The organism is Aquimarina sp. 2-A2 (assembly GCF_045505135.1).
GTDB classification, from domain to species: domain Bacteria; phylum Bacteroidota; class Bacteroidia; order Flavobacteriales; family Flavobacteriaceae; genus Aquimarina; species Aquimarina intermedia.
In genome coordinates this window covers 386,404-411,252 of the sequence record NZ_JBJKFI010000003.1, presented here as the reverse complement: position 1 = coordinate 411,252, position 24,849 = coordinate 386,404, and the positions used below count along the sequence as shown (strand labels likewise).

28 protein-coding genes are annotated in these 24,849 nt (G+C 34.9%); 14 read left to right on the top strand and 14 right to left on the bottom strand.

The genetic code is table 11. The annotated features are described in order from the left end of the window. Positions 1-99: 99 nt before the first annotated feature. The 9 genes from ACJRPK_RS10270 (at position 100) to ACJRPK_RS10230 (ending at position 7,785) form a co-directional block, all read left to right on the top strand. Complete coding sequence (locus ACJRPK_RS10270) at positions 100-1,293, top strand: ATP-binding protein (RefSeq protein WP_407139815.1); 1,194 nt, start codon at positions 100-102, stop codon at positions 1,291-1,293. Positions 1,294-1,421: 128 nt separating this feature from the next. Further along, positions 1,422-1,967: a GNAT family N-acetyltransferase gene (locus ACJRPK_RS10265; RefSeq protein WP_407139814.1), complete on the top strand. Its 546-nt coding sequence runs from the start codon at positions 1,422-1,424 to the stop codon at positions 1,965-1,967. A gap of 9 nt (positions 1,968-1,976) precedes the next feature. Further along, positions 1,977-3,020, top strand: coding sequence for an L-dopachrome tautomerase-related protein (locus tag ACJRPK_RS10260; protein ID WP_407139813.1), 1,044 nt, complete (start codon positions 1,977-1,979; stop codon positions 3,018-3,020). A 59-nt stretch (positions 3,021-3,079) separates the two neighbouring features. Continuing rightward, positions 3,080-3,610: a DUF3124 domain-containing protein gene (locus ACJRPK_RS10255; protein ID WP_407139812.1), complete on the top strand. Its 531-nt coding sequence runs from the start codon at positions 3,080-3,082 to the stop codon at positions 3,608-3,610. 118 nt (positions 3,611-3,728) lie between these two features. Beyond that, positions 3,729-4,100, top strand: coding sequence for a VOC family protein (locus tag ACJRPK_RS10250; protein WP_407139811.1), 372 nt, complete (start codon positions 3,729-3,731; stop codon positions 4,098-4,100). Between the two features lie 49 nt (positions 4,101-4,149). Next, positions 4,150-4,818, top strand: coding sequence for a VOC family protein (locus tag ACJRPK_RS10245; RefSeq protein ID WP_407139810.1), 669 nt, complete (start codon positions 4,150-4,152; stop codon positions 4,816-4,818). Between the two features lie 790 nt (positions 4,819-5,608). Then, positions 5,609-6,019, top strand: a complete 411-nt coding sequence (locus ACJRPK_RS10240; protein WP_407139809.1) for a hypothetical protein — start codon at positions 5,609-5,611, stop codon at positions 6,017-6,019. Between the two features lie 101 nt (positions 6,020-6,120). Continuing rightward, positions 6,121-6,834 carry a pirin family protein gene (locus tag ACJRPK_RS10235; protein ID WP_407139808.1) on the top strand — a complete coding sequence of 238 codons (714 nt, stop codon included), beginning with the start codon at positions 6,121-6,123 and terminating at the stop codon, positions 6,832-6,834. Positions 6,835-7,317: 483 nt separating this feature from the next. After that, on the top strand, positions 7,318-7,785 hold the full coding sequence (locus ACJRPK_RS10230; RefSeq protein ID WP_407139807.1) for a hypothetical protein: 468 nt from the start codon (positions 7,318-7,320) through the stop codon (positions 7,783-7,785). Between the two features lie 20 nt (positions 7,786-7,805). Here the strand turns inward: ACJRPK_RS10230 and ACJRPK_RS10225 are convergent, their stop codons facing one another. The 5 genes from ACJRPK_RS10225 to ACJRPK_RS10205 form a co-directional block, all read right to left on the bottom strand. Then, positions 7,806-8,507, bottom strand: a complete 702-nt coding sequence (locus tag ACJRPK_RS10225) for a hypothetical protein (protein ID WP_407139806.1) — start codon at positions 8,505-8,507, stop codon at positions 7,806-7,808. 356 nt (positions 8,508-8,863) lie between these two features. Continuing rightward, a complete protein-coding gene (gene rimO / locus ACJRPK_RS10220; protein WP_407139805.1) occupies positions 8,864-10,165 on the bottom strand; it encodes a 30S ribosomal protein S12 methylthiotransferase RimO in 1,302 nt (433 codons plus the stop codon). A gap of 69 nt (positions 10,166-10,234) precedes the next feature. Further along, complete coding sequence (locus ACJRPK_RS10215) at positions 10,235-12,658, bottom strand: carboxypeptidase-like regulatory domain-containing protein (RefSeq protein WP_407139804.1); 2,424 nt, start codon at positions 12,656-12,658, stop codon at positions 10,235-10,237. 76 nt (positions 12,659-12,734) lie between these two features. Continuing rightward, complete coding sequence (locus ACJRPK_RS10210; RefSeq protein WP_407139803.1) at positions 12,735-13,646, bottom strand: FecR family protein; 912 nt, start codon at positions 13,644-13,646, stop codon at positions 12,735-12,737. A 27-nt stretch (positions 13,647-13,673) separates the two neighbouring features. Beyond that, positions 13,674-14,216, bottom strand: a complete 543-nt coding sequence (locus ACJRPK_RS10205) for an RNA polymerase sigma factor (protein WP_407139802.1) — start codon at positions 14,214-14,216, stop codon at positions 13,674-13,676. Between the two features lie 105 nt (positions 14,217-14,321). On the opposite strand from ACJRPK_RS10205, the gene ACJRPK_RS10200 reads away from it, so the two are divergent. Further along, positions 14,322-15,458: a hypothetical protein gene (locus ACJRPK_RS10200; protein WP_407139801.1), complete on the top strand. Its 1,137-nt coding sequence runs from the start codon at positions 14,322-14,324 to the stop codon at positions 15,456-15,458. Between the two features lie 583 nt (positions 15,459-16,041). Here the strand turns inward: ACJRPK_RS10200 and ftsY are convergent. From ftsY to rpmB, 4 genes are all read right to left on the bottom strand, one after another. Then, the gene (ftsY, locus tag ACJRPK_RS10195) at positions 16,042-16,995 is read right to left on the bottom strand and encodes a signal recognition particle-docking protein FtsY (RefSeq protein WP_407139800.1); all 954 of its coding nucleotides are present in this window, start codon (positions 16,993-16,995) and stop codon (positions 16,042-16,044) included. A gap of 207 nt (positions 16,996-17,202) precedes the next feature. Continuing rightward, complete coding sequence (locus tag ACJRPK_RS10190; RefSeq protein ID WP_148783549.1) at positions 17,203-17,355, bottom strand: DUF4295 domain-containing protein; 153 nt, start codon at positions 17,353-17,355, stop codon at positions 17,203-17,205. 7 nt (positions 17,356-17,362) lie between these two features. Then, on the bottom strand, positions 17,363-17,545 hold the full coding sequence (gene rpmG / locus ACJRPK_RS10185; protein ID WP_027395522.1) for a 50S ribosomal protein L33: 183 nt from the start codon (positions 17,543-17,545) through the stop codon (positions 17,363-17,365). A gap of 28 nt (positions 17,546-17,573) precedes the next feature. After that, positions 17,574-17,810 carry a 50S ribosomal protein L28 gene (gene rpmB, locus ACJRPK_RS10180; protein WP_148783550.1) on the bottom strand — a complete coding sequence of 79 codons (237 nt, stop codon included), beginning with the start codon at positions 17,808-17,810 and terminating at the stop codon, positions 17,574-17,576. Positions 17,811-18,158: 348 nt separating this feature from the next. Here rpmB and ACJRPK_RS10175 point away from each other — a divergent pair, with 348 nt between their 5' ends. Then, the gene (locus ACJRPK_RS10175) at positions 18,159-18,560 is read left to right on the top strand and encodes a hypothetical protein (protein WP_407139799.1); all 402 of its coding nucleotides are present in this window, start codon (positions 18,159-18,161) and stop codon (positions 18,558-18,560) included. Here ACJRPK_RS10175 and ACJRPK_RS10170 read toward each other — a convergent pair. The 5 genes from ACJRPK_RS10170 to ACJRPK_RS10150 all read right to left on the bottom strand — a co-directional run bounded on the left by ACJRPK_RS10170 (position 18,557) and on the right by ACJRPK_RS10150 (position 22,304). Continuing rightward, the gene (locus ACJRPK_RS10170; RefSeq protein WP_407139798.1) at positions 18,557-19,804 is read right to left on the bottom strand and encodes a CinA family nicotinamide mononucleotide deamidase-related protein; all 1,248 of its coding nucleotides are present in this window, start codon (positions 19,802-19,804) and stop codon (positions 18,557-18,559) included. The genes ACJRPK_RS10175 and ACJRPK_RS10170 overlap by 4 nt on opposite strands. A gap of 2 nt (positions 19,805-19,806) precedes the next feature. Then, positions 19,807-20,145, bottom strand: coding sequence for an Hpt domain-containing protein (locus ACJRPK_RS10165; RefSeq protein WP_407139797.1), 339 nt, complete (start codon positions 20,143-20,145; stop codon positions 19,807-19,809). Further along, entirely contained in the window at positions 20,146-20,757 is a 612-nt protein-coding gene (locus ACJRPK_RS10160) for a fumarylacetoacetate hydrolase family protein (protein ID WP_148783554.1), read from the bottom strand. A gap of 22 nt (positions 20,758-20,779) precedes the next feature. Further along, positions 20,780-21,559 (bottom strand): 3'-5' exonuclease, encoded by a 780-nt coding sequence (locus tag ACJRPK_RS10155; RefSeq protein WP_148783555.1) that lies wholly within the window; start codon positions 21,557-21,559, stop codon positions 20,780-20,782. 76 nt (positions 21,560-21,635) lie between these two features. Continuing rightward, positions 21,636-22,304 carry a metal-dependent transcriptional regulator gene (locus ACJRPK_RS10150; RefSeq protein ID WP_407139796.1) on the bottom strand — a complete coding sequence of 223 codons (669 nt, stop codon included), beginning with the start codon at positions 22,302-22,304 and terminating at the stop codon, positions 21,636-21,638. Between the two features lie 66 nt (positions 22,305-22,370). Here ACJRPK_RS10150 and ACJRPK_RS10145 point away from each other — a divergent pair, with 66 nt between their 5' ends. The 3 genes from ACJRPK_RS10145 to ACJRPK_RS10135 are packed head-to-tail and all read left to right on the top strand — an operon-like array spanning position 22,371 to position 24,843. Next, on the top strand, positions 22,371-23,165 hold the full coding sequence (locus ACJRPK_RS10145) for a transporter (protein ID WP_407139795.1): 795 nt from the start codon (positions 22,371-22,373) through the stop codon (positions 23,163-23,165). 23 nt (positions 23,166-23,188) lie between these two features. Beyond that, positions 23,189-24,106, top strand: a complete 918-nt coding sequence (locus ACJRPK_RS10140; RefSeq protein ID WP_407139794.1) for a metal ABC transporter solute-binding protein, Zn/Mn family — start codon at positions 23,189-23,191, stop codon at positions 24,104-24,106. Then, entirely contained in the window at positions 24,103-24,843 is a 741-nt protein-coding gene (locus ACJRPK_RS10135; protein WP_407139793.1) for a metal ABC transporter ATP-binding protein, read from the top strand. The genes ACJRPK_RS10140 and ACJRPK_RS10135 overlap by 4 nt, the downstream gene beginning before the upstream one ends. The last annotated feature ends 6 nt before the right edge of the window (positions 24,844-24,849 follow it).

The following is a 24,849-nucleotide window of genomic DNA, read 5'->3' as shown; positions in this document are numbered from 1 at the left end:
CTTTATCACCCATTATCACTGTAGCAATTTTTTTATTCTTCTTTTTTTTATAAATACTGTATATTTACCACTAACGTTTTCTTAATTCACACAAGTCTAATGTTAAATTCTGCTTCTCCTGCTATACAGACAGATATTGAAGCTATCGGAAATATCCCAATAGTTTCTAAGATGCTAGATGTTATTTGCCGAACCACTAATATGCGATTTGCAGCCATCGCTCGTGTTACCGATACACAATGGATAACTTGTAGCAGCCGAGATGACATAAATTTTGGACTCGCACCAGGAGATGAATTAGAATTAGGAACTACTATATGTGATGAAATTCGACAACATCATACGGCTGTTGTTATAGATCACGTTACAGAAGATCCAAATTATTGTAACCATCATACTCCGTCACAATATGGATTTCAAAGTTATATTTCCTTTCCTATTTTTAGAAAAACCGGTGAATTCTTTGGGACGCTTTGTGCTATAGATCCCGAGCCTGCAAAGCTAGACAATCCAAAAATACGTGGTATGTTTGAGTTATACACGGACCTGATCGCATTTCACCTCCAAACCATTGAACAACTAAAAACCACCACCCAACTACTCGAAGAGGAACGTAAAATAGCAGAACTACGAGAAACTTTTATTGCAATTTTAGGTCATGATCTACGCAATCCTGTAGGGACCACACGTATGTGCGCAGATATGATCTTATTGAATCCAACTCCGAAAGCAAGTATTAAAAACGCCAATATTATCAAAGCTACCTCCTATCGTATGCAGGGGCTTATTGATAATTTACTGGATTTTGCTAAGGGACATCTGGGTGACGGAATCAAATTGAACCTAACTACAGATCCCAAAGTTTTACACAACTCAATAGAACAAGTAATCGCAGAGATTAAGGCTATGGCGCCTGAGCGTTCATTTGATATTAAGTTGCAAATTCCTGAAAATATCTCTTGTGACGCTGATCGGGTTGCACAATTGTTCTCAAACCTATTAGGAAATGCTATCGCTCATGGTTCGGCTGATCACCCTATTAAAATTGAAACCAAATTAGAAAACAAGTCTTTTCATATTATGGTAGCAAACGGCGGAAAGAAGATTTCGGATAGCGCTATGCAAAGTCTCTTTAAACCATTTTATTCTGAAAATACGGATGTCAATAAATCCGGCCTTGGTTTAGGGCTGTATATTGCCTCAGAAATTGCAAAGGCACATAATGGTAAGCTAAAAGCTACATCTTCAAATGAGCAGACCTGCTTTACTTTCTCCATCCCTCTCAAAAAATAATGAACGAATTGAGTTGTATATAGCTTTACTTTTAAAAGGAATAAAAAGTTAAGAAAATATTATTGTTGTTCACTACTTTCTATTTAATAGCTACCTTTAGAAACTAGCTAAAAAAATAACAGTGTTTGATGATAACTACCGACTTAAGAGCCACCAATACCTATACAATAAGAGAAGCAAACCCTAACGAATATAATACTATTGGGGATTTACTGGTTATGGTGTATGATCAACTGGAAGGATTTCCCTCTGTAACCGAACAACCACAATACTATTCAATGCTTCGTAATATCGGTGAACTCACCCATAAGCCCAATGTTACCTTACTAACCGCTGTATCTCAAGACGATAAAATCGCCGGAGCTGTTGTATATTTTAAAAATATGGCTGATTACGGATCTGGTGGAACCGCTACACATGAGAAAAATGCAGCAGGTTTTCGGTTGTTAGCTGTGCACCCATCTCATAGAGGTTATGGGTTAGGAAAATTATTGACACAAGCGTGTATCGACAAAGCAAAAAAACAAGGTCATAACACTTTAGTCATTCACTCGACCAAGGCAATGCAATTGGCTTGGACCATGTACGAACGTATGGGATTTATACGAGCCAATGATCTTGATTTTTTACAAGAAGAACTTCCTGTATATGGATTTAGACTTCACCTTAAATAAATACGCTTTATGAAAAACATCATTTTTGCCCTTACAACTATATTCTTATTGGGATGTCAAAACAAGAAAGAGGAAGAAAAAGTTATTATAGAACCCGTAGCAACATTTACGGGGCAACAAGTAACTGGTGTGACAGTATCCACCATGGGCCGTGTTTTCGCTAATTTTCCACGTTGGCGTAAAGGTGTAGCAAACTCCGTGGTTACTCTAAATAAAAATGGAGAACCATCCCCCTACCCTGATACTACCTGGAACAGTTGGGAGGTCGGTCAGGAGGTAAAGGATTCTGTTTTTATCGGTGTACAATCCGTGATCGCTCACGAGAATTCTTTATATGTTTTGGATACCCGTAATCCATTGTTTAAAGGAGTAGTTGATGCCCCAAGACTTTTCGTTTTTGATTTAACTACTAATGCGCTTTCCAATATTTTTACTCTGGACAGTACGACCTACTATCCTAATTCATATATTAATGATTTAAGAGTCGATGCTCCTAATCATACAATTTATATGACTGATTCTGGTAAAGGTGGTTTGGTTATTTTAGATACACAAACCGGAACAAGCAGACGTATGTTGGACGATCATGTTTCGACGACTGCAGAAACCGATCACTTAACCATTGATAATAAACGCTGGGAAAATACAGTACACTCTGATGGTATTGCTTTAGATCTACAAAATAACCTATTGTATTATCACAGTCTAACAGGTTATACATTGTATGCAATCCCTACAAACATCTTACGTAATGGTACAAATGATGAAGCAATTGCCGCGGTTCGTACGATAGCCAAAACTTCAGCCCCCGATGGTATGATTATGGATAGTTATGGCACGCTATATTATGGGGATCTAGAACATCACAAAATCAATTACTTGGACAAAGAAGGTACCCAGCACACACTACATCAAGGAGATCAGATCAACTGGCCCGATACCTTCAGTATTTATGACGGATACCTATACTATACAAATTCCAGAATTCATGAAGCACAAGGCGATATAGCATCTCTTGAGTTTAGTATTTATAAAATTCAAATTGAAAAATAATTGGCAGTACAAATAGGTATATTTCATACATACATTTTTAATACCTACCTTTGAGAGATATGATACAAAGAGTAACATTAGTTAGTATCTTCTTGCTGGTATCTATGCTGCTAATTATTATATCTTCGTGTAATGATAATTATGAGGAGAGTGATATAACACCTATAGATTGGCAACATCGTTTGGTTACTAGTTTTCCAAACGATTCTTTACGAACAGGTACCACCTATCTTTCTGTATATTCTCAAATTTATAGCCTTACGCAACATCGCAAGCATGACCTGACTGCGACAATAAGTTTACGCAATACAAGTATCTCTGACACCCTGTATATTAATAAAGCCACATACTACGATACACATGGTAAACTCATACGATCTTATGTCACTTCCTCTATATTTATTTCCCCTTTAGAGACTGTTGAGATTGTAATTGATGAGATAGATAAAGCCGGAGGTACAGGTGCTAACTTTATTTTTGAATGGACTACCAAAAAAGAAAGTACCGATCCGCTTTTTGAAGGTGTTATGATTTCAACTTCGGGCCAGCAAGGATTATCTTTTACTACCCAAGGCAGAAGGATTAAGTAAAGTGAGGTGTTTCAAAAGTATCCAGTTTTAAAAAAATTCAAGGTTCTATACTCCCTGGATACCGCAATTATCCGTAACTTTCTACTACAGAATTAGTAATCACTAAAATTACAATAGTATGAATTTAGGAGCATTTTCTATTAGTCTAAGCGTAAAGGATCTTACAGTTTCAAAATCCTTTTATGAAAAGTTGGGTTTCACTGTTTTTGCCGGAGACCCTGCCAATAATTACCTCATCATGAAAAACGGAAATTCATTAATCGGACTCTTTCAAGGAATGTTTGAAGATAATATTCTCACCTTCAATCCTGGTTGGGATGAAGATGCTAATGCATTAGAAGCCTTTGACGATGTTCGAAAAATTCAAAAGCACTTAAAAGCTAAGGATATCAAATTAGAAAGGGATGTTGATGAAGACACAACAGGACCGGGTAGTATCGTTATTGTCGATCCGGATGGGAATCCGATTCTGATAGATCAGCACGTATAATTAGCTCCGCAAGTTTTATATTGTATTTTATTAGAAGTAGCTACTTATTATGATAATCAAATCATTAAAATTATATACTAGCCAACTCAAAGAGCAAACCGAATTTTATTCTAAAGTTATCGGCGTGGAGATCGTACAGAAATCTACAACTTCAGTAACTTTCAACATCGGGAATTCTCATTTAATCTTTCAATTTGCTCAAAAAAGCACTCCGTATCATTTTGCTATCAACATTCCAGCGAATAAAACAAACGAAGCATTGCATTGGCTACAATCAAAAGTGAAGATATTAAGTGACGAAGATGGAAAAAAAATACAGGATTTTAGCAACTGGAATGCCGAAGCAATGTATTTTTACGATAAGGATCACAACATTGTTGAACTGATCGCCAGAAAAAATCTATCCAATCATGCACAGCAAACATTTAGTGCAGCATCACTGCTAGAAATTTCTGAAATCGGAGTACCATCAAATCACATTAAAACTCAACATAATTTTCTTAACGAACTTTGCGCAATAAAAATTTTTGATGGTAATTTTGACCATTTTTGTGCTATAGGCGATGATCACGGACTTTTTATTTGCATCGATAAAGACTCTAAAAACTGGTTCCCTACAGGTGACAAAGCGTATGCCTCAGATTTTGAAATTTGCTTCAAAGAAAAAGAAATAATGTATAACCTAGCATATAAAAACATGAGGCTGCAAACAATATAGGAAATAAATATCTTGATATGTTACAAAAATCTATTGCCTTACTACTCTTTAATAAACATCTACATGGCTTGAATCATTTTTAGCTGATCAAAGTCTCTAATCAAAACTATGATTCGACCGTGTTTAATTTTCAGACATCACTAAACTGACTATTTATTTGAATTTTTTATCTTGTAACCTCTTAAACCTAATCAAACATGCTCAAGAAAGAAATACTATGGCTATTCTCAATCAGTATAATTACGTTATTACTTTCTTATGGCGTTAAAGGATTTGATCAACTCCAATGGAATACTACTGTAAATATAAATATTTATGATACATATTTTATGCTACCGTCATTCTATGTTTTCGCTTTATCCTGCTCTTTTATTTTTTTTACAGTGTATTTGCTTAAGATGCTTTACTATAACTTTGCAAACAATATGGTCAATCGATTATTCTTAGTATTCAATTTTTTATTTTTCTTAGCACTCTTATTTATATTAAAACTTATTCTTCCCTTAATCAATTTTTCTTTTGAGAGAATGACCAGCACTTACTACTTAACCGAGGTTTCCTTCATGCTGGTGGTATTTTCGATTATAGCTCAATGTATTTTAATTGTTTTATTAATTTATAGTGGACATACTATAAACCGAGTGAAAAGTAGATCTCAAATTTTATAAATAACCATGCTATCTCACTATTACCACAAGCGTAATCTTTGTTGGTGAAAAGTTGTAAAAGTGATATTTATAAAATATATCTTACTTTAGCATTCATAACCAACGCTAAAATTACACATACAATGAAAATTTTATATAAAAGTCGCTTGTTGCGTAATAATCTTATAACAGGTGTTTTTTTTACACTATTGGGCATCATTGGATTCGTACTACATACCAGTAACCTGTTCTCATCATACCTAGTTGCTATGGGCGTTATCTATATCATCGTATACGCGGTGATGAAATCAAAAGGTTATATTAGTATTGTAGATGGCGTTTTCACCAAAAACACAGGATTCTTTAAGCAGATTAATGTAAAAGATATACAGAAAGTTAGGATGTTTAAAGACAGCTATCGTATAGATTCTCCAGAAAAAACAATCACATTGTATAAAAGTTCTATTCACCACAACTCAGAATTGGTATTGCAGGATTTTTTCAAACAATTACAACTTGATCCTAACGAACATGTTTTGCGAAAAGTAGGTTAAGGGGATTTGCATTATTTTTTGATTGAGCAAAAGGCTGAACTTTAATCTTTCCTTTACAAAATACTTTTAGAGATTCTGTATCTTCGAGAAAAAAGTATTTTATGGACACAGTAGTGCATAAGGCAGACGCGAGAGGAACTGCTAACCACGGTTGGCTACAATCATTTCATTCTTTTAGTTTTGCTAATTTTCACGATCCATCCCGCATGAATTTTGGTGCATTACGAGTTTTGAATGATGACACCGTTGCTGCCGGTATGGGTTTTGGAAAACATCGACATGAGGACATGGAAATTATATCCATCCCGTTATTTGGTGATCTTGAGCACAAGGATAGTATGAACAACACCACTGTTATAAAAGAAGGTGATATTCAGGTCATGAGTGCCGGTAGCGGCGTGTACCATAGTGAATACAACAAAAGTAAAAACAGCGAAGTCCAATTTTTGCAGATCTGGATACTTCCTAAAGAACGCGGCGTAACACCTCGTTACGACCAATCTACGTTACCAAAGGGGGTTTTAAAAAATAACTGGTATCAAATTGTATCACCAAATAAAAATGATCAAGGTGTTTGGATTCACCAAGATGCTTGGTTTTCAATCGCAGAGTTCGATCCCGGATTAGAAAAAGACTATAGGTTACATGATTCAAAAAATGGTGTATATCTATTTATTTTAGAAGGCGATATTATGTGCAATGATCGCGCGCTACATCGCCGAGATGCCATTGGCCTATGGAACACGGACCAGGTTACCATAGAAACCGTCAAACAATCAAAAATATTACTGATCGAAGTACCCATGAGTTTTTAGGAGATAAAAAATTTGGTTTAACAGAAACTACGCGTATCTCAAAAGATTAAATTAATGTTAATTATTTAAAATATAGACAATTTTTTGCATTTCTATTTTCGCAACATATCCACTAAAAACTTATGAAGATCTAAGGATGCAAAGATTAAACCACTCAAATTCTTAAGAAGCAATTCTTTTATATAAAAACAAAATAATGTGTCATATATGGCGTTAAAAACATAAACCAAAAGAGATATATAAACTATGTTTTTACAAGGTTAATTTTAGCTACTTTTGCGCTCGAATTAGGTGATAAAAAAATATAGTGTTCTCTTTTATAATGAATTAGCCAAAATTCCATTAAAAAAATAACACAATTAAAAGGAGCTCTTAAAAAGAGTTCCTTTTTTGATTTCATGGGTTAAACAGTCCTCATAAAATTTACGTATCTTAGTATTAAATCTCCTCCTTATGCTTCGGTTCACCGCATACTTAGTTTTTATGTTATATATTAACGCATCCTTTTCACAAGAGACAAGTATACAAAAAGAACGCCAGTTTGACTTTTGGATTGGAGATTGGGATGTGTATACTTTTCAAACAGATAGCTTAGTGGGTAAAAGCAAGATCACTTCTATTCTTAATGGTAAGGGAATCAAAGAAGAATACACATCATTTGATAAAAGCTATCAAGGAACCAGTTTAAATACCTATAATTCAAAACGAGAACGGTGGGAACAGTATTATATTGATATCACGGGATTGGTGCTACACCTGTATGGTGGTTTTAAAGAAAATACAATGTCCTTAATGAATCAAGTGGTTATGGCAGAAGGTATGTTACTCAATCGAATCACTTGGCAACCATTGGATCATGGAGAGGTGCGACAACGATGGACACAAAGTAATGATAATGGTAAAACCTGGATTGTGATTTTTGACGGCAGGTATCGCCAGACACAGTTTTAACAGTAAGCTTTGTCTATGCCTTACCTATAAGCGGTATATAGCACAATAATGCCTTCATTATGTATATCTGTTGGTCGCACATTATTGGCGGTGTTGGTAATGACTCCGTTGGTATAGTTTACAGCTATCTGAAAACCGTTTGCCGTAAAACTTGTAACCGTCCCCGTAATTTTACCAAGTAAGTCCCCATTTTGATCTCCGTAACGCAATCCTATAGCATTTGAATTTGAGGCAAATCGAGAAATATCATTGATTGAGTTTCCGCTACCACCCACATAGATTACCTGTTGGGAAATGGAGCCGCCGTTATTCCTGGCAAATCCATCCATGGATCCATAAGAATTACGGATTCCACGGTCATTATTTGTTAGATTATCTGAATCCAAATTAAATGTTTCCACATTAGCATGCGCTCTAAAGGTAACCGAGGAAGGCTGAAAAGGAATTCCTGTAACATTTATCGTTCCGGCAGATGAAATTTGCAGCGCGCCAACATAGACATTGCCAGCAGTAAGAATTTCTTGCCAACTACCATTATTATACTGAAGCATCCGTTTTATAGTTGTATCGTACGCAATAGCACCTTCTTGTGCCGTTGTAATTGCATTAATCTCTGCGGTAGTTCCTGCAGGCAATCCCATTACAGAATTGGCGTCTAGTTGAGCTATGATATGATTAGTAATAAGAAAAAACAATAAAAATAAGCCTATTCTAAAATTCATGAGGTGTGTAAGGGTAATTGGGTTTTAAAAATGAATATTCATGATTCTACTACAAAAAATTTTTCGACTTAATCAGACCTAAAAACAATGTTTTAGATTATTCAAAAAAAAATACTAGTATATTACAAATGTATGTTAATTTTTAAAATTTACGTTAAAAACACATATATAATATTGTAAATCCGTACTTTAAGAACCTCATAACCCTATCAATATTCGCTCTTTACCCTATAACGAATGAAACTTTCATCAAATACTTAAAATTTTGTTAAAATATAAAGAATAGGTTCTAGAATTAAAAAAAACCGACACAATAGGTCGGTTTTTTTGATAGTTCCAATATGTATGGTATCAAGTTAGATCACATCAGCATATAAATCAAAATCCTCAGCTTCCACAACTTTAACGCTTGCAAAATCTCCCGTTTTTAAATAAAATTTTGAGGCATCTATAAGCACTTCATTATCAACATCCGGAGAATCAAATTCTGTACGACCAATAAAATAATTTCCTTCTTTACGATCAATAATCACCTTAAATTCTTTTCCTATCTTCTGCTGATTTAACTCCCATGAAATTTGAGATTGTATCTCCATAATTTCGTTAGCTCGGTCCATTTTTACATCTTCGGGGACATCGTCTTCGAGATTATAAGCATGTGTGTTCTCTTCGTGGGAATAGGTAAAACATCCCATACGCTCAAATCGCATTTCTTTAACCCAATCTCTTAAGGTCACAAAGTCTTCCTGAGTTTCTCCTGGATATCCTACAATAAGCGTTGTTCGTATAGCCATCTCCGGTACAGCTGTTCTAAACTCTTGAAGCAACTTGGTTGTCTTAGCTTTTGTCGTACCACGACGCATCGATTTTAGAATTGGATCTGCAATATGCTGTAAAGGAATATCTATATAATTGCAAATTTTAGGCTCATTACGCATCACCTCTAATACCTCCATTGGGAAACCTGTAGGAAAAGCATAATGAAGTCGTATCCATTCTATACCTTCTACGGCTACTAAGCCTCTTAAAAGATCTGCTAACTTTCTCTCTTTGTAAAGATCCAAACCATAATATGTAAGGTCTTGAGCGATTAGAATCAATTCTTTTACACCGTTTGCTGCTAATTTTTCTGCTTCAGTAACAAGTGATTCAATCGGAGTTGATTTATGCTTACCTCGCATGATTGGTATTGCACAAAAAGAACAGGGTCTGTCACATCCTTCAGCTATTTTGAGATAGGCATAATTTTTTGGTGTAGTCGTGAGGCGTTCTCCAATTAATTCATGCTTATAATCGGCTCCCAGAGCTTTTAGTAGGCCGGGGAGTTCAGTGGTACCAAAGTATTGATCCACATCAGGAATTTCCACTTCGAGATCAGGTTTATATCGCTCTGAAAGGCATCCTGTTACAAATACTTTATCAACCGCTCCTTCTTCCTTCTTCTGTACATACTCCAAAATCGTATTAACAGATTCTTCCTTAGCGTTTGCTATAAAACCACAAGTATTAATGACGACAATATTTCCCTCTTCCTCATGAACAACATCCTTATCATTTGCCTTTAGTTGTCCCATTAACACTTCGCTGTCATATACATTCTTACTACATCCTAATGTAACAACATTGATTTTATTCTTCTTTAACGTCTTCGTCCTCATAACTATCTAATAAAAGTGTGCAAAGATACAAGGAATAACTTAAGATTACCGAGAATTACGCTTACTATTCTAAAATATGATACGTACTACAGCATTAGGAGTAAAACCCAGTGCATATTTTGACGTTGGCATCGGCCGCTGATCCGAATTTAGCTCATAATACCTGTCAATTTCATTTTGGGTATTCGAAAGGTTGATCAGGGCGATTCCTGTATGCAATTTGGTTCTTTTACCAAGCATAACATCATAGGTCGCAGATAAATCGAGTCTCAAATAGTTTTTTAGACGCTCAGCATTAGGGCTAGAAAAATCGATGCTATTATTTTCATCGATATTATCTGAATTAATAATAGTTGTCGGAAGCCCGGAGTTATATTTAATCCCACCAGAAACCTTAAGCGCTTTAAAACTATAGGAAGTACCCAAGGTTACTGTATGACGTATATCGATATTGTTTGAAAAATCACCTATTTCAAAACTATCAAAATCATAGGTATTTTTGGCTAACGAATAACTCATCCAGCTACTTAACTTTCTAAACCGTTTATTTATTAAAAAATCCAAGCCATTGACTGTGTAGGCGCCCGTGGCTAAAAAGCCTTTGTATTGATTTTTAAAATTCTGACTTCTGGCTGTAATATCCGTAACTTTCTTACTATAGCCCTCTCCACTTACTAACCAACCTTTATCATCATACTGCAAACCTAACGAAACCTGCCTACTCCTTATGATCGGTACATCTGTTTCGTTTGACAATATCCATCTTCTTTTTTCAATTCCTAAGAAATCATCCTGAAGATTGATGATTTGAGAGGTACTTTGATGTTTAAACTCTCCTAGAACTTCTAAGGTAAATTGTTTATTCAATTTATGATTGACACTTAATCTCGGTTCTACTCGATGAAAAGATAATCTTGGTATATAGGTATAGCGAGCACCTAAATTAGCTGAAGTTTTTCCGTTGCCGGAAGTATATCCAACCTGAGAATATACAGCATGATTGCGTAGCACTCTTCTTTTTTTGTCTCTATATAATGGATCATCGATGTCATTAAGGTTTGTTATTCCTGTTTCGATAAAATCGTATCCACTAGTTAATTGTAGCTTTTTAGAGAGTGTTTTAACTCCTGAAATCTTAATTCCGGTCTCTGACACTATATTTTTTTGCAAAAATCGAAACCTTTGTAATAAATTAGAATTAATCGATCGTAAGCTATAATCTGTTTCATACACCTGAACCTCAGTAGTTAGATTATCGTTCCAGTTTCTTTGATACCAAACGCCTCCTGCAATACTATTTTGATTTATGCTGCTTTTTCTAGAGATTGTTGTCGCATTTTCTGTGAATATTAGTTCATTGGCTATTAATAAGAAATTAGCTCGTAACCGATCCTTATCACTTATAATATAATTCCACCTCAAATTAGTGTCATAAAAATCAAAAGAAACGTCTGATGTGCGTGATTGTTGATCACTCTCTAGTTCAGTATCCTGCGCAATTCTTTGATAATACTCTGTATAGGTGGGTGTTGTTTCTATAAATTGGCTTAAAGATTTTCGGCCGGAAATCTGAAGAGATGAACGTTGCCCCAATGGGATATCAGTAAAAACATCGGCGTTAATTAGATTTAATCCTGCACTTAACCTAAACTCCTTGGTTATTTTCTCTTGACTCCTCATTAGGATAGAACCAGAGATACCGTCACCGTGACGTGCATGTGTTCCGTTTTTGATTAATTGTGCATGATCTGTAATATTGGGATTAAAAATAGAAATCAATCCAAAAAAATGTCCTGATTGATACATTTTAATACCATCCCAAGTTATTAAATTTTGATCATGTGTTCCTCCTCTAATATTAATATTGGACACTGTCTCATCTACACTTTGTATTCCCGGTAAGGCTTGAATAGTTTGTAATACATCAGACTCTATTTGACCGGGTACAAGCCCGAAATCAGAAAAATCTATTTCAAAACTACCATCCACTGACTTCTCGATCCCTTTGGTTAAATAATTTTGCAGGAAAATTGCTTCTAAGATTTCTTCCTTCTGATTGAGATAAAAAGTACTACATGCACTATTTTCATTGATATCAGGAGCAACGGTTAAGGTATCATATCCCAAAAAGTCTATTTTCAGAGTCTTTTGATTTTCCGGCTTTAGATATAGCTCGAAGTAACCATCTTGATTTGTTATCGTCGCTTGATTATGTATTTGGATTGTAGCACCTTGCAAGAAACCATCGTCAGAGTAATCCTTGATAAAACCGCATAATTTTATGAGATCGTTACGCTGCTGTATTGCTATAAATGGAGGAGTTGTTTTTGAAAAACGTACTAGTGTTTGTGCCTCTAAAAATTCCAGATACTGATCAATTGTAGAAAGTTCATTTGTCGGTACCACAAAAACTTGATCAAGAACATCATCGGCATATGTGAATTTTACCTGATATGTCTGTTCTAACTGCTCTAGAACAAGCTTAATATGCATTTTTTCTTGAGCATAAACTGAGAAACCATTTAAAAAATAAAGCACAAAAAAAAGAGCTACAGCATATAGCTTAGCGTTACTTCTTTGCGATAATGATTCTCTTTTTATCGTCAATGCTATAAGTTAGATCTAATGGCAAAGTTATAGATTTTAACCCATCTTCAAGGTCTTTATGTACAAAACCTCCGGTAAAAACTCTTTTTTTGTCAATATTTTGTAGTATCAGCTCCACTTTATATTGCCTTTGGAACTCTTTTATAACCTCTTCAAAAGGGACACTCTTGAAACTACTGATTTTGTTTACCCAATGGGGGGAGGAATCCGGAGTAGTTTCAAAAGTAACAGTCCCGTTAATTATCCTAAGAGAATTACCAGCCGAAAGATTCTCTGTATAACCATTCTTATATTTCACCTTAACTAAGCCTTCAAAGCAGTGCACCTCAAAGAAATTCTCTCTATTCTTGACATTGAATTTTGTACCTAAAACACTTACTGTCCCGGCATTGGTCAGCACTTCAAAATCTTTTCCTTTGGCTACTTCAAAATATGCTTCTCCTTTCAGCTCTACCTCACGATTCGTGCTCCATCCTTTTTGATCAAAAGAAACTGTCGATTTAGAATTAAGTACTACCTGTGAATGATCCGGTAGTTCAATACTCATATTTTCGCCTATATCGGTATAGATTGTAGTATCGTTTGAGAAGAAGAAAAATGAACCAACTCCTAATAATATAACAACCATTGCAGCTATTTTAAGCCAAGAGGATTGCCAAATTGTTGTGTTTGAAGAGATGTTGTTTTCCTTTGATAACTGCTCCTGCATTTTGCTCATATCAAGTTCAGGTACTGTTTGGTCGTTTTTAAAAAACTTTGCGGTATCAACTATAATATTATGCATAAGAAAATCATCAGAAGCTTCAAACTTCTTACGTTCAGAAGACGTTAAATCGTCTGACAGCCATTTTTTTAGTAAGTCTTCTTTCTTCATAATATAATGCTTCTATCTATATAACAACTAACGCTTGGATTTCCCTTTTAAATATTTTAACTCCTCCACATTTTCTTTTAATTTTTTATATGCCATATAAACTCTGTTCTCTACTGCCTTTTTTGTAATCCCCAATGTATCAGCAATTTCTGCCTGACTTTTACCCTCTACTTTATTCATTAAAAAAGCTACACGATGATCATGAGGTAATTGCTCCAAAGCGTTCTGATATTTCTCCAAAAACTCTTGTTGCTCCATAATGAATTCCGGAGACTCATCGGTATACCCTTTAGCTGATACAGTCTTATGGCGCAAAACAACTTTTTGATGCTTAATTTCATTTAGCATCATATTGTTAGCAACCTTATACAAAAAAGCTTTCGCTTTATCCGGAGTAATCTTTTTACAATTCGCCAACAACTTAATGAATGCATCTTGCATTTTATCATTTGGGTTAAGGGCCTCTCCAAATTTATAATACAAGTAGGTTTTTAGATCCTTGGAGTACTTGTTATAAATTTCTGAAAAGACAGCCTCATCACAAACATTTTCAAAAAGTTTATTTGGCATGTAATAAAAATTTTCAGTAAAAGTAGAAAAAAACACGAAATCCAAAGGACTTTTGGTAAGTTAGTTGTTTTAGTAATAAACGACCCCAATAAATTCATGACCGGTATGAAAATTAAAAATATAAATTTTACACTTACTTACATACTTTTAAGTGTTCTACTTATTTCTTCTTGCAGAACCGAGCTCGATGAATTTGTGGATACTCAAGAAGACAACACCCTTAAACTTAATTCTAATGTTGCTAATTTAATTCTAAGAACGTCTATGAACGATGGTTCAGTGGATAATATTCTAGATAAATGTGACTGTTTCAGCATACAATTACCTACTACTGTTCTCTTAGAAAATGAGCAAATTCTAATATCGACAAAAGATGATTATGAATTGGTCGAAGCATATTATACAGACGATACTAATGATGACATTCGAGATGAAATCTCTTTTCAATTTCCAATTCAGATTATTCTCAATGATTTTACTGTAGTTGACATAACGAATGATGCAACATTACAGGATTACAAAAAAAGTTGCACAGACACTGACGAAGTGATCAATTGTACAGATTTTGAGTATCCTTTTAATTTAAAGATATATAACAAAGCTACAGAAAATTTAAGCACTCTTAAAATAGCAAATGACCAGCAGCTCTTTAAATTTGTTGAAGGTTTGAACGACAATGAAATAGTAAGTATTAGTTTTCCTATCACTCTTGCCCTGACTAATGGAGAAGTATTTACAATCAACACCTTAGAAAGCCTTGAAGATGTACTAAATAATGTTGCCATGACTTGTGAAAGCGCTATGGCTATAGGTGTTGAAGAGATAAAAGAATATATGATAAATGAAATCTTTGAAATTTCAAAATACAAAGATGATGAGTCAAATCAAACTTCTGATTTTGAAGATTACTCATTCAATTTCAACGAAAATGGTGCGGTTTTAATTACTGAAGAAGACGACGATGATGATGATGACGACGATGACGATGATGACGATGATGACGACGATGATGATGATGATGATAAATCGTCTACAAAAAGAACTTTTAATGGAGAATGGTTCGTTTTTGAAACAACCAAAGGAGAACTTGCAATTCGTTTAAATTTTGGTTCTGACAAACCACTTTCTAATTTAAACCAAACCTGGATATTGAAAAAATTAGATGAAAAGAAGATTATGCTTAGAAATTACACAGATAATCAAAATAGTAAAAATGAACTTAACTTTAGAATAAAAAAATAACCCCAACCCCTAACCCCAAATGACCTATGAAAAATGTATTTACTAATATCTTGAGCGTTTTATTTATAGTATCATTATTAACTTTTATTGTATCCTTATTGATTACATTTTAATCATTGTAAAAAACTGAATATTTGTATTTGTATTCAATAGCATGATCAATTTTAAAACATATTCTGTACATGCAAAAGCATAAAATATTGATAAGTGGAGCTTTCGCTATCATTTATTGTTTTTTTATCATTTATTTAATTTTTAGGGCTTAACAAAATTCAAAGTACACAATGGGGAAAATTGTGAATTTGGTAGATTAGATTTTAGTATGTGCTGATTATCAAAATCTTTTCGCTTATAGCATAATAGCTATATTTTTTAATTACATGTTTTATTTTGTAAAGGACCTTCTCTCATAGAAGGTTCTTTTGTTTTTTTTTTAAATTCCGGATTTACTTCACAGTACTTAGGTTTCTTTTGTATGTCATATAATCTTCATAAAAGTAGAAATGTTATCAAACTAAAAGACATAAAAAAGGCAGGGTATTACGCGCAATACCCTGCCTTTTAAATGAAGTATTATGTTTTATTATTTGAAGAATGAATCTACAAACTCATACTTGTTAAAAACCTGTAAATCTTCAATCCCCTCACCAACGCCGATATATTTAACCGGCACTTTGAACTGATCACTTATACCTATCACCACTCCGCCTTTTGCCGTACCGTCTAATTTGGTAACTGCGAGAGAAGTAACTTCTGTAGCTGCTGTAAATTGCTTAGCTTGTTCAAATGCATTCTGCCCTGTAGAACCATCAAGCACTAAAAGTACATCATGAGGTGCATCGGGAATAACCTTTTGCATAACACGCTTAACCTTGGTAAGTTCATTCATTAAGTTTATCTTATTATGAAGTCTCCCGGCGGTATCAATTATAATAATATCCGCATCTTGTGAAACTGCAGATTGTAGTGTATCGTAAGCTACAGAAGCAGGATCACTTCCCATTTCTTGCTTCACAATAGGAACATCTACCCGATCTGCCCATACTTGCAATTGATCTATCGCTGCAGCTCTAAAGGTATCTGCAGCACCAAGAACAACCTTAAAACCTTTCTTTTTAAATTGATACGCTAGCTTTCCAATAGTTGTGGTTTTACCCACACCATTTACTCCAACAACCATCAAGACATAAGGTTTTTTATCTTTTGGAAGCACAAAGTCAGTAGCTTCTCCGGTATTAGTTTCTGATAGTAATGCTGCAATTTCTTCTCTTAGAATATGATTGAGTTCGTCTGTTCCCAAGTATTTATCCTTGGACACACGATTCTCAATGCGCTCAATTATCTTAATGGTCGTCTTTACGCCTACATCGCTAGTTACGAGTACTTCTTCTAAATCGTCAAGTACTTGATCATCGACTTTTGACTTCCCGGCGACTGCTTTACCTAATTTTGAAAAAAAACTGCTTTTGGATTTCTCTAATCCTTTATCTAACGTTTCTTTTTTATCAGACGAAAAAATTTTTTTAAACAAACTCATATCAAGAGATTAACAATCAGAATAAATAAAACCTCGAATGTTCGATACTCATATTACCCATCATCACTATTAGATGTATCCAACAATCTATAAAAACAAACAAACTAAAAGTGTTACTATAAAATTATACTATCCTATCGGATATAAAAAATAAAAGAGCCATTTCAATACAATTGAAATGGCTTCTTATATACGTTCTGTTCGCAATTACTTTTTGCTAAAAAAGTCATTTACAGCTTCCGGAGCCATAATAGACTCTACAAAAGTATAAGCTCCTGATTTTTCAGACTTCACCATCTTGATGGCTTTTGTTAATCGATTCGATTTTGTCTGTAACGATGCTACTGATTTCTTTGCCATTTTGTACTTATTTTATTTCTTTATGAACAGTCATTTTCTTAAGAATCGGATTAAATTTCTTAATCTCCATTCTATCAGGTGTGTTCTTTTTGTTCTTTGTAGTAATATATCTTGATGTACCTGGTTTTCCAGAAGCTTTATGCTCTGTACATTCTAAAATTACTTGGACTCTATTACCTTTCTTCGCCATGGTAGTTTCTTTTTAAAAAGGGAATTATTTAGTTAAAAAAACCTTTAGCTCTTGCTTCTTTAAGAACTGCAGAGATTCCTTTTTTATTGATATTTTTTAATGCTGCTGTAGACACCTTAAGTGTTACCCAACGATCTTCTTCTGGTATAAAAAAGCGCTTTTTGATTAAATTCGCGTTGAATTTACGCTTTGTTTTATTCATTGCGTGAGAAACGTTATTCCCCACCATCGCTTTTTTTCCTGTAAGCTCGCAAACTCTTGACATCTTTTCTTAATTTTGGTGTTATTTCAAAACAGGGTGCAAATTAACGAATTTATTACGTAACCACCAATTATAGTTTTGTTATTTTTTTAGATTTTTTCGAAATTTTTCAATTATCTCTCAAAATGAAATTCGTCAAACTTTATAACGATTAATATCTCAAGGTTTTAAGTACATTTCTTATTGAACAAATTCCCATAATTTAATTCGACTGCAAAGATAGAATTCCAAAATAACATTAACAAATGGTTTCTAATTCTTCTTGAAAAACACAAAGTATTGCAAATTCTTTGAATGTCAGTTTCTAAAATTGTAAATTACTATACTAGTCCATTAAAACACATTTAAATAATGATTACCGCAGCTGATAAGACCTTGATACACACTTGTAATTTGGAAGTTGGGACATTTTATTTCTACAAGAATTTTGTAGTCTCAGAAATTAACGAGGGTGTAGTTTTTAATTTTGCTAAAGCAGAAAAATTATTTGAGCTTTGTAATTGCTATTATGGTAAGAAAACTCCTTTTGTCTATTTGGCTCATCGAATTAATTCCTACTCGTTTGTACCCACAGATCATTTTAAATCTACAGCGCTATTCCCTAACTTAAAGGGATACGGCGTAATCGTATATAATCTAACTCAAGAACGTATAGCTGCGCTAGAAAAGTCGTTTATGAATAAGCCAATGCGTGTATTTGACAATTTTCAACAAGCAATTCTTTGGGTAGATTCCCTTATCACATCAGATTAAGCATCTTTAAGCTCACTGTACAGCATTTCAAACGCCTTACTGACAGCTTTACCAATAGTTCGTTCTCTCAAATTACCAAATACAAATTTCTGTGAATACGTTTTCTCAGGCGTTGCCATGGCTATAAAAACCGTTCCGACCGCTACATCTCCATCCCCTTTTTCAGGACCGGCATTGCCCGTGGTTGCTATCGCATAATCTGCATTAAATTTTTGCCGTGCAGCTTTTGCCATAGCCTCCGCAACTTCGGAACTTGTAACACTATAGGTAGCTATAAAATCTTCAGGGATACCTAATAGGGTTGTTTTTGAAATCGTAGCATATGTAACCACTCCGCCTTTAAAAAAACTTGAAACTCCAGCGTGAGCAGTAATCGCTTGAGCTATATGTCCCCCAGTACAGCTCTCTGCCAGGGCCAAGGTTTTGTGCTGCTTAGCTAGTAACGATCCTACTACAACTTCTATAGGTTTATCATCTTCATACCCTACAATAATATCGCCGATAAGCGCATGTAACGAAATTAATCGACGTTCTATTTCTGTCTCTAACACTGCATGCTCTTTACCCCTTGCAGATAAACGTAAACGCACTCTCCCAAGACTTGGCAGATAGGCCAACTTAACAAAAGATGGGAGCTCTTCCTCCCATGATGCAATTTTTTCCGCAATAGCGCTTTCTCCAACTCCATGAGTCAATACTGTTTTATGAAGAATAAAAGGGCGCTTAAAACGTGATTTGAGCCTCGGCACTACTTCATTTTCAATCAACCCCTTCATTTCAAAAGGAACACCCGGCATCGAAATAAAGACCGTATCCTTCTCTTCAATCCACATTCCGGGGGCTGTACCGTATTTATTTTTTAGTACTTGAGCTTTACTGGGTACCAGCGCTTGTTGCCGATTGATATCTGATATGGGTGTACTGATGTATTTTTCGAATAACTGCTCAACATGAAGTAGTACATCGCTATTTTCAACTAAAACATCATCAAAAAACTCACATAAGGTGTGCTTCGTAATATCGTCTTTAGTAGGCCCTAACCCTCCTGTGATAATAACAATGTCTACACGAGCCTGCGCTTCTTTGAGTGCTGTTAAGATATGCGTTCGATCATCTTGAATAGAGCTTATCTGATATACATCAACACCTATCTTATTAAGTGCCTTACCTATAAAAGCAGAATTTGAGTCAACAATTTGTCCGATAAGAATCTCGTCCCCTATCGTAATGATTTCGGCCAGCATATTTACTGAAAATCACTCTTCAAATCCTCAATAGCAGCATTGACCGTAAGTACAATATGATCTATTGTGGGTAAAATTTCACTTTTACTTTTATCTGTTTTTGCCCAAGCCTCCACCTGTTTGATTTGTGACAACAAATCAATATCAAATAATTGTAAATTAGGCTTCATTTTGTGTGCATATTGATATGCTAAGCCGGGATTATCGGATTTTACAGCTTCAACCATGTTTTCCAAATCCGGCGGTATCTCTTCTAAAAAAGTTTGCACTAAAACTGCAGCGAATTCCTGATCTCCTCCTGACAGTTCGTTTATATGATTAAGACTGTATCCTTTACTCATTTATTTAATTCTAATTGAAAAATTCTTTTTTTCTTCTATATACCCAACCAACTCATCATCTGCAGCCACACGTCCTACTCCTGCCGGTGTTCCTGTAAAGATAATATCTCCTATCTTTAAAGTAAAATATTTTGATACATATTCAATCAACTCATCAATTTTCCAGAGCATGAATTGTGTGTTCCCCTGCTGTACGGTTTCTCCGTTTTTTTCTAAACTAAAATTAATGTTATTTACATCTTCAAATAGTTCTTTTGACATCCATTTGCCAATGACCGCAGCTCCATCAAACGATTTTGCTTTCTCCCATGGCAATCCCTTTTCCTTCAGCTTCTTTTGCAAATCTCTTGCTGTAAAATCAATACCTAAGGCAATTTGGTCGTAATATTTATGAGCAAATTTTTTATCAATATATTTCCCTAATTTATTAATTTTTATCAAGATTTCCACTTCATGATGCACATCTTCAGAAAAATCCGGAATGAAAAAAGGTTGTTTTTTCAGCAATATTGCCGTATCAGGTTTTAAAAAAACAACTGGTTCTTCAGGCTTTTCGTTTTCTAATTCGGCTATATGTTCTGTATAATTACGACCTATACATAGTATTTTCATAGCATACAATTAATCTAATTCATTAAGCATTAAGGCTATTATTCAATTTGCGTAAACGTATAGCTGTAAGAACTTTTTTGGTAAACAAAGGGAAATCTGCATTTTGAATCCATCCAAAATAGCCGGGTTCATCTTCCATAACTTGTTCTACTAATTTTCCTTTATGTTTTCCGAAAGAAAAAACTTCTTGTCCTTCTTTATTAAAAGCTATAAATCCGGCAAAATCGGCAAATTGTTTACGAGAACTAAAATCTGACAGAAAATTTATATCATTCTCTAATTCTGGATACCGATCTAATTGCGCCTTTAAAACTTCGTAGGTAGCTAAGGTATCGGCTTCTGCTGAATGCGCATTCTCCAGGTCTTGCTGACAATAAAATTGATAGGCAGCAGCCAACGTCCTTTTTTCCATTTTATGAAAAATCGTTTGCACATCAACAGCAACCGTATTTTTCATATCAAAATCTAAGCCTACCCGTAATAATTCCTCGGCTAACAAAGGTATATCGAAGCGATTTGAGTTAAAACCAGCTAAATCACAACCTTTTATCATATCGTTAACCTGCGCTGCCAATTGCTTAAAAGTAGGCTCATTTGCTACTTTAGCGTCATCGATGCCATGAACCGCAGTTGTCTCTGGCGGAATGGGCATTTCTGGGTTTACCAACCAAGTTTTGCTCTCTTTATTTCCATTTGGATAAACCTTGAGAATAGCGATTTCAACGATACGATCTTTTGATATATTAATCCCTGTCGTTTCAAGATCAAAAAAACAAATTGGACGTTTTAATTTAAGCTCCATAGATACATTGTGTGTTCCAAATATACTAGGTATTCGGTATAAACTGAAATGATATTATAATTTAACACCGATAAATTTAAGAAATGATTTTAACAAACACATTATCAGCAAATTTTTTGGTAACGGTTTCAACGGTGTCATCAAAACGAATACATATAGATTTGTCAAAATCACGAATTTCAACAATTTCAATAGTACTGCTTAACGCCAGCCCTATCTGAGACACATATCTCAAAAACGAAACTGAGGCATCATTGACGGCAGCAAGCTTACATACGTCACCCTCTTTCAAAGATGACAGCGTTACTTTAGGTGTGATATTGTACGCCCCATCAGCATCCGGAATCATCTCTCCATGGGGATCCACCTTGGGATACTCCATAAAACGATCCAGTTCATCTACTAATTTACGCGACTTTATATGCTCCAGCTGTTCTGCCACTTCATGCACCTCATCCCAACTGAAATTAAGATAATTATACAAAAAAGTTTCCCATAATCGATGTTTCCGAATAAGCCTTACCGCTATTTCTATTCCTTGGTCTGTCAATTCAAGCTTTCCGTAACGTTCACTCACAATATAATCTTTAGCCTTAAGCTTTTTTACCATATTATTCGTAGATGCCGGAGATACATTAAGATACTCTGCCAGTTGATTATTACCTATTTTGCTTTTACCTCCCTCTGTAAGTAGCTGAAATAAAGCTTTTAAATAATCCTCTTCGCTTTTTGTTAAATTAATCATATTTAATTTGTTAGTCTAGGCTAACTTATTTAGTTTTGCCTCGATTAAACAAAAATAATAAACCTAATGCAATTTAAAAGAATACTTATCACATCTATAGTTTTAACTACATTATATTTTTCAGCGAACGCTCAAGACACCTCGTCTGCTGATAACTTAGTTACAGATCGTCCTGATCAAACAGAATCAGCATTAACAGTTCCTAAAAATCATTTGCAAATAGAAACCGGAGCAGCGTACGAGAACAACGGTGATGATAACTTTAGAGAAAAATCATTTACTTACAACACTACCCTACTACGTTATGGTATTTTAGATAACATGGAACTACGTTTAGGCTGGGATTTCACTGAGGTGGAAACGGAAATCAATCAAAGAGAAATACCCAATGTTCTAAGTGGATTCTCACCATTATCCATCGGTGCAAAAATTGAGATTGCAGACGAGGACTCGTGGAAACCACAGATGGCAGTATTAACACATCTTTATTTACCCTTTACCGCTTCCAATGATTATAAACCGGAAACTACCGGGGTAGATCTATTCATGCTCTTTTCTCATACACTAAGCGATAAATCAAGTGTATCCTATAATCTAGGAGCCTCTTGGGGTGATGATTCTCCGGAAGCAACCTATAAATATACACTTGCTTATGGTTACGGTCTTACTGATACTATAGGGTTATATGCCGAGATATATGGTGGACTTCCAGAAAACAACAAGGCTAATTATTTTTGGGATGCAGGGTTAACATACCTCATTTCACCTGCTATTCAATTAGATGCCACTGTCGGGACCTCCTTTACAGAAGGTCAAAATCTTTTGCTAAGCGGAGGTATAAGCATACGCCTCCCAAATTAATAAAATAATTTAATTTCAAACATATGAAACTGCATACCTTATTTTTAGCCTTGTCCCTGGTATTTATAAATTCTTGCAAAGAGAAAACTAATACATCCGGTGCTAAATTGAGAGTTGTTACTACAACTTCAATGATTACGGATCTGGTAAAACAAATCGGAGGAGATGCCATACAACTAGAAGGACTCATGGGATCTGGCGTGGATCCACATTTATATAAAGCAAGTGAAGGTGATGTGTCAAAATTAGTAGATGCTGATGTCATTTTTTACAATGGACTACACCTCGAAGGAAAATTGGTCGAAGTTTTTGAAAAAATGCAGCAACGTAACAATAAAACCATAGCTATCGGAGAAGCTATTGACAAAAAAGAGCTTATTGGATCAGAGTACTTTGCATCTAACTATGATCCGCATATTTGGTTTAGTGTGGAAAACTGGATCGAAGTAACCAAATTTGTTACCGAAAAATTAAAAGCTATAGATCCTAAAAATGAAGCGATTTTTGAAACAAATTCTGCCGCGTATTTATCAAAACTCCAAGCACTTGAGCAACGTCTTCTAAAAACTATCGCTACCTTACCAGTTGAACAGCGTATTCTGGTTACCGCTCATGATGCTTTTAGCTATTTTGGAAAAGCATATCAGTTTGAAGTAGTAGGTTTACAAGGATTATCCACCGCAACCGAAGCTGGGGTGCAAGATGTACAAAACATTGCTAAATTTATTATTGATAAAAAGGTAAAAGCTATTTTTGTAGAAAGCTCAGTACCCAAAAGAACAATTGAAGCATTGCAAGCAGCGGTTCGCTCCAAAGGAAGTGAAGTTACTATTGGAGGCACTCTTTTTTCAGACGCTTTGGGTAACCCCGAAACAAATGAAGGAAACTACATAGGAATGTTTGAATATAATGTAAACACCATAATAGACGCTTTACGATGAAAGAGAATAACATTGCCATTAAAATAGATGATCTAACCGTTGCTTATAATTACAAACCGGTACTTTGGGATATTGACTTAGCAATTCCTGAAGGCGTTCTTATGGCAATAGTAGGTCCCAATGGTGCAGGTAAATCTACATTGATAAAGTCAATTTTAGATATTATAAAACCTATTGCCGGCAGTGTTAAAATATATGGAAAACCTTATAAAAAACAACGACATCTTGTAGCCTACGTCCCTCAAAAAGGTAGTGTTGACTGGGATTTTCCCACCACAGCCTTAGATGTTGTCATGATGGGCACCTATGGGAGTTTGGGATGGATCAAACGTCCGGGACTGAAAGAAAAAAAAGCAGCACTCGAAGCTTTAGAAAAAGTTGGAATGCTCGGTTTTCAAACCAGACAAATCAGTCAGTTATCAGGAGGACAGCAGCAACGAATCTTTTTAGCCAGGGCGCTCGTACAAAATGCCTCCATCTATTTTATGGATGAACCTTTTCAAGGGGTGGACGCAACTACAGAAAAAGCAATCATCAATATCCTTAAAGAATTGAGAAAAGCCGGAAAAACTGTTGTGGTAGTACACCATGACTTGCAAACAGTTCCTGAGTATTTTGACTGGGTGACATTTCTTAACGTAAAGAAGATTGCAACGGGTCCGGTAAAAGATATCTTTAACGATAACAATCTGACCAAAACGTATGGTATTAATTACAAAGTAAGCATACAGCAATAAACTATA

Coding starts and splice junctions, on each gene's coding strand:
- ACJRPK_RS10270 (WP_407139815.1), top strand. CDS start 100: ATGTTAAATTCTGCTTCTCCTGCTATACAGACAGATATTGAAGCTATC.
- ACJRPK_RS10265 (WP_407139814.1), top strand. CDS start 1,422: ATGATAACTACCGACTTAAGAGCCACCAATACCTATACAATAAGAGAA.
- ACJRPK_RS10260 (WP_407139813.1), top strand. CDS start 1,977: ATGAAAAACATCATTTTTGCCCTTACAACTATATTCTTATTGGGATGT.
- ACJRPK_RS10255 (WP_407139812.1), top strand. CDS start 3,080: ATGATACAAAGAGTAACATTAGTTAGTATCTTCTTGCTGGTATCTATG.
- ACJRPK_RS10250 (WP_407139811.1), top strand. CDS start 3,729: ATGAATTTAGGAGCATTTTCTATTAGTCTAAGCGTAAAGGATCTTACA.
- ACJRPK_RS10245 (WP_407139810.1), top strand. CDS start 4,150: ATGATAATCAAATCATTAAAATTATATACTAGCCAACTCAAAGAGCAA.
- ACJRPK_RS10240 (WP_407139809.1), top strand. CDS start 5,609: ATGAAAATTTTATATAAAAGTCGCTTGTTGCGTAATAATCTTATAACA.
- ACJRPK_RS10235 (WP_407139808.1), top strand. CDS start 6,121: ATGGACACAGTAGTGCATAAGGCAGACGCGAGAGGAACTGCTAACCAC.
- ACJRPK_RS10230 (WP_407139807.1), top strand. CDS start 7,318: ATGTTATATATTAACGCATCCTTTTCACAAGAGACAAGTATACAAAAA.
- ACJRPK_RS10225 (WP_407139806.1), bottom strand. CDS start 8,507: ATGAATTTTAGAATAGGCTTATTTTTATTGTTTTTTCTTATTACTAAT.
- rimO (WP_407139805.1), bottom strand. CDS start 10,165: ATGAGGACGAAGACGTTAAAGAAGAATAAAATCAATGTTGTTACATTA.
- ACJRPK_RS10215 (WP_407139804.1), bottom strand. CDS start 12,658: ATGCATATTAAGCTTGTTCTAGAGCAGTTAGAACAGACATATCAGGTA.
- ACJRPK_RS10210 (WP_407139803.1), bottom strand. CDS start 13,646: ATGAAGAAAGAAGACTTACTAAAAAAATGGCTGTCAGACGATTTAACG.
- ACJRPK_RS10205 (WP_407139802.1), bottom strand. CDS start 14,216: ATGCCAAATAAACTTTTTGAAAATGTTTGTGATGAGGCTGTCTTTTCA.
- ACJRPK_RS10200 (WP_407139801.1), top strand. CDS start 14,322: ATGAAAATTAAAAATATAAATTTTACACTTACTTACATACTTTTAAGT.
- ftsY (WP_407139800.1), bottom strand. CDS start 16,995: ATGAGTTTGTTTAAAAAAATTTTTTCGTCTGATAAAAAAGAAACGTTA.
- ACJRPK_RS10190 (WP_148783549.1), bottom strand. CDS start 17,355: ATGGCAAAGAAATCAGTAGCATCGTTACAGACAAAATCGAATCGATTA.
- rpmG (WP_027395522.1), bottom strand. CDS start 17,545: ATGGCGAAGAAAGGTAATAGAGTCCAAGTAATTTTAGAATGTACAGAG.
- rpmB (WP_148783550.1), bottom strand. CDS start 17,810: ATGTCAAGAGTTTGCGAGCTTACAGGAAAAAAAGCGATGGTGGGGAAT.
- ACJRPK_RS10175 (WP_407139799.1), top strand. CDS start 18,159: ATGATTACCGCAGCTGATAAGACCTTGATACACACTTGTAATTTGGAA.
- ACJRPK_RS10170 (WP_407139798.1), bottom strand. CDS start 19,804: ATGCTGGCCGAAATCATTACGATAGGGGACGAGATTCTTATCGGACAA.
- ACJRPK_RS10165 (WP_407139797.1), bottom strand. CDS start 20,145: ATGAGTAAAGGATACAGTCTTAATCATATAAACGAACTGTCAGGAGGA.
- ACJRPK_RS10160 (WP_148783554.1), bottom strand. CDS start 20,757: ATGAAAATACTATGTATAGGTCGTAATTATACAGAACATATAGCCGAA.
- ACJRPK_RS10155 (WP_148783555.1), bottom strand. CDS start 21,559: ATGGAGCTTAAATTAAAACGTCCAATTTGTTTTTTTGATCTTGAAACG.
- ACJRPK_RS10150 (WP_407139796.1), bottom strand. CDS start 22,304: ATGATTAATTTAACAAAAAGCGAAGAGGATTATTTAAAAGCTTTATTT.
- ACJRPK_RS10145 (WP_407139795.1), top strand. CDS start 22,371: ATGCAATTTAAAAGAATACTTATCACATCTATAGTTTTAACTACATTA.
- ACJRPK_RS10140 (WP_407139794.1), top strand. CDS start 23,189: ATGAAACTGCATACCTTATTTTTAGCCTTGTCCCTGGTATTTATAAAT.
- ACJRPK_RS10135 (WP_407139793.1), top strand. CDS start 24,103: ATGAAAGAGAATAACATTGCCATTAAAATAGATGATCTAACCGTTGCT.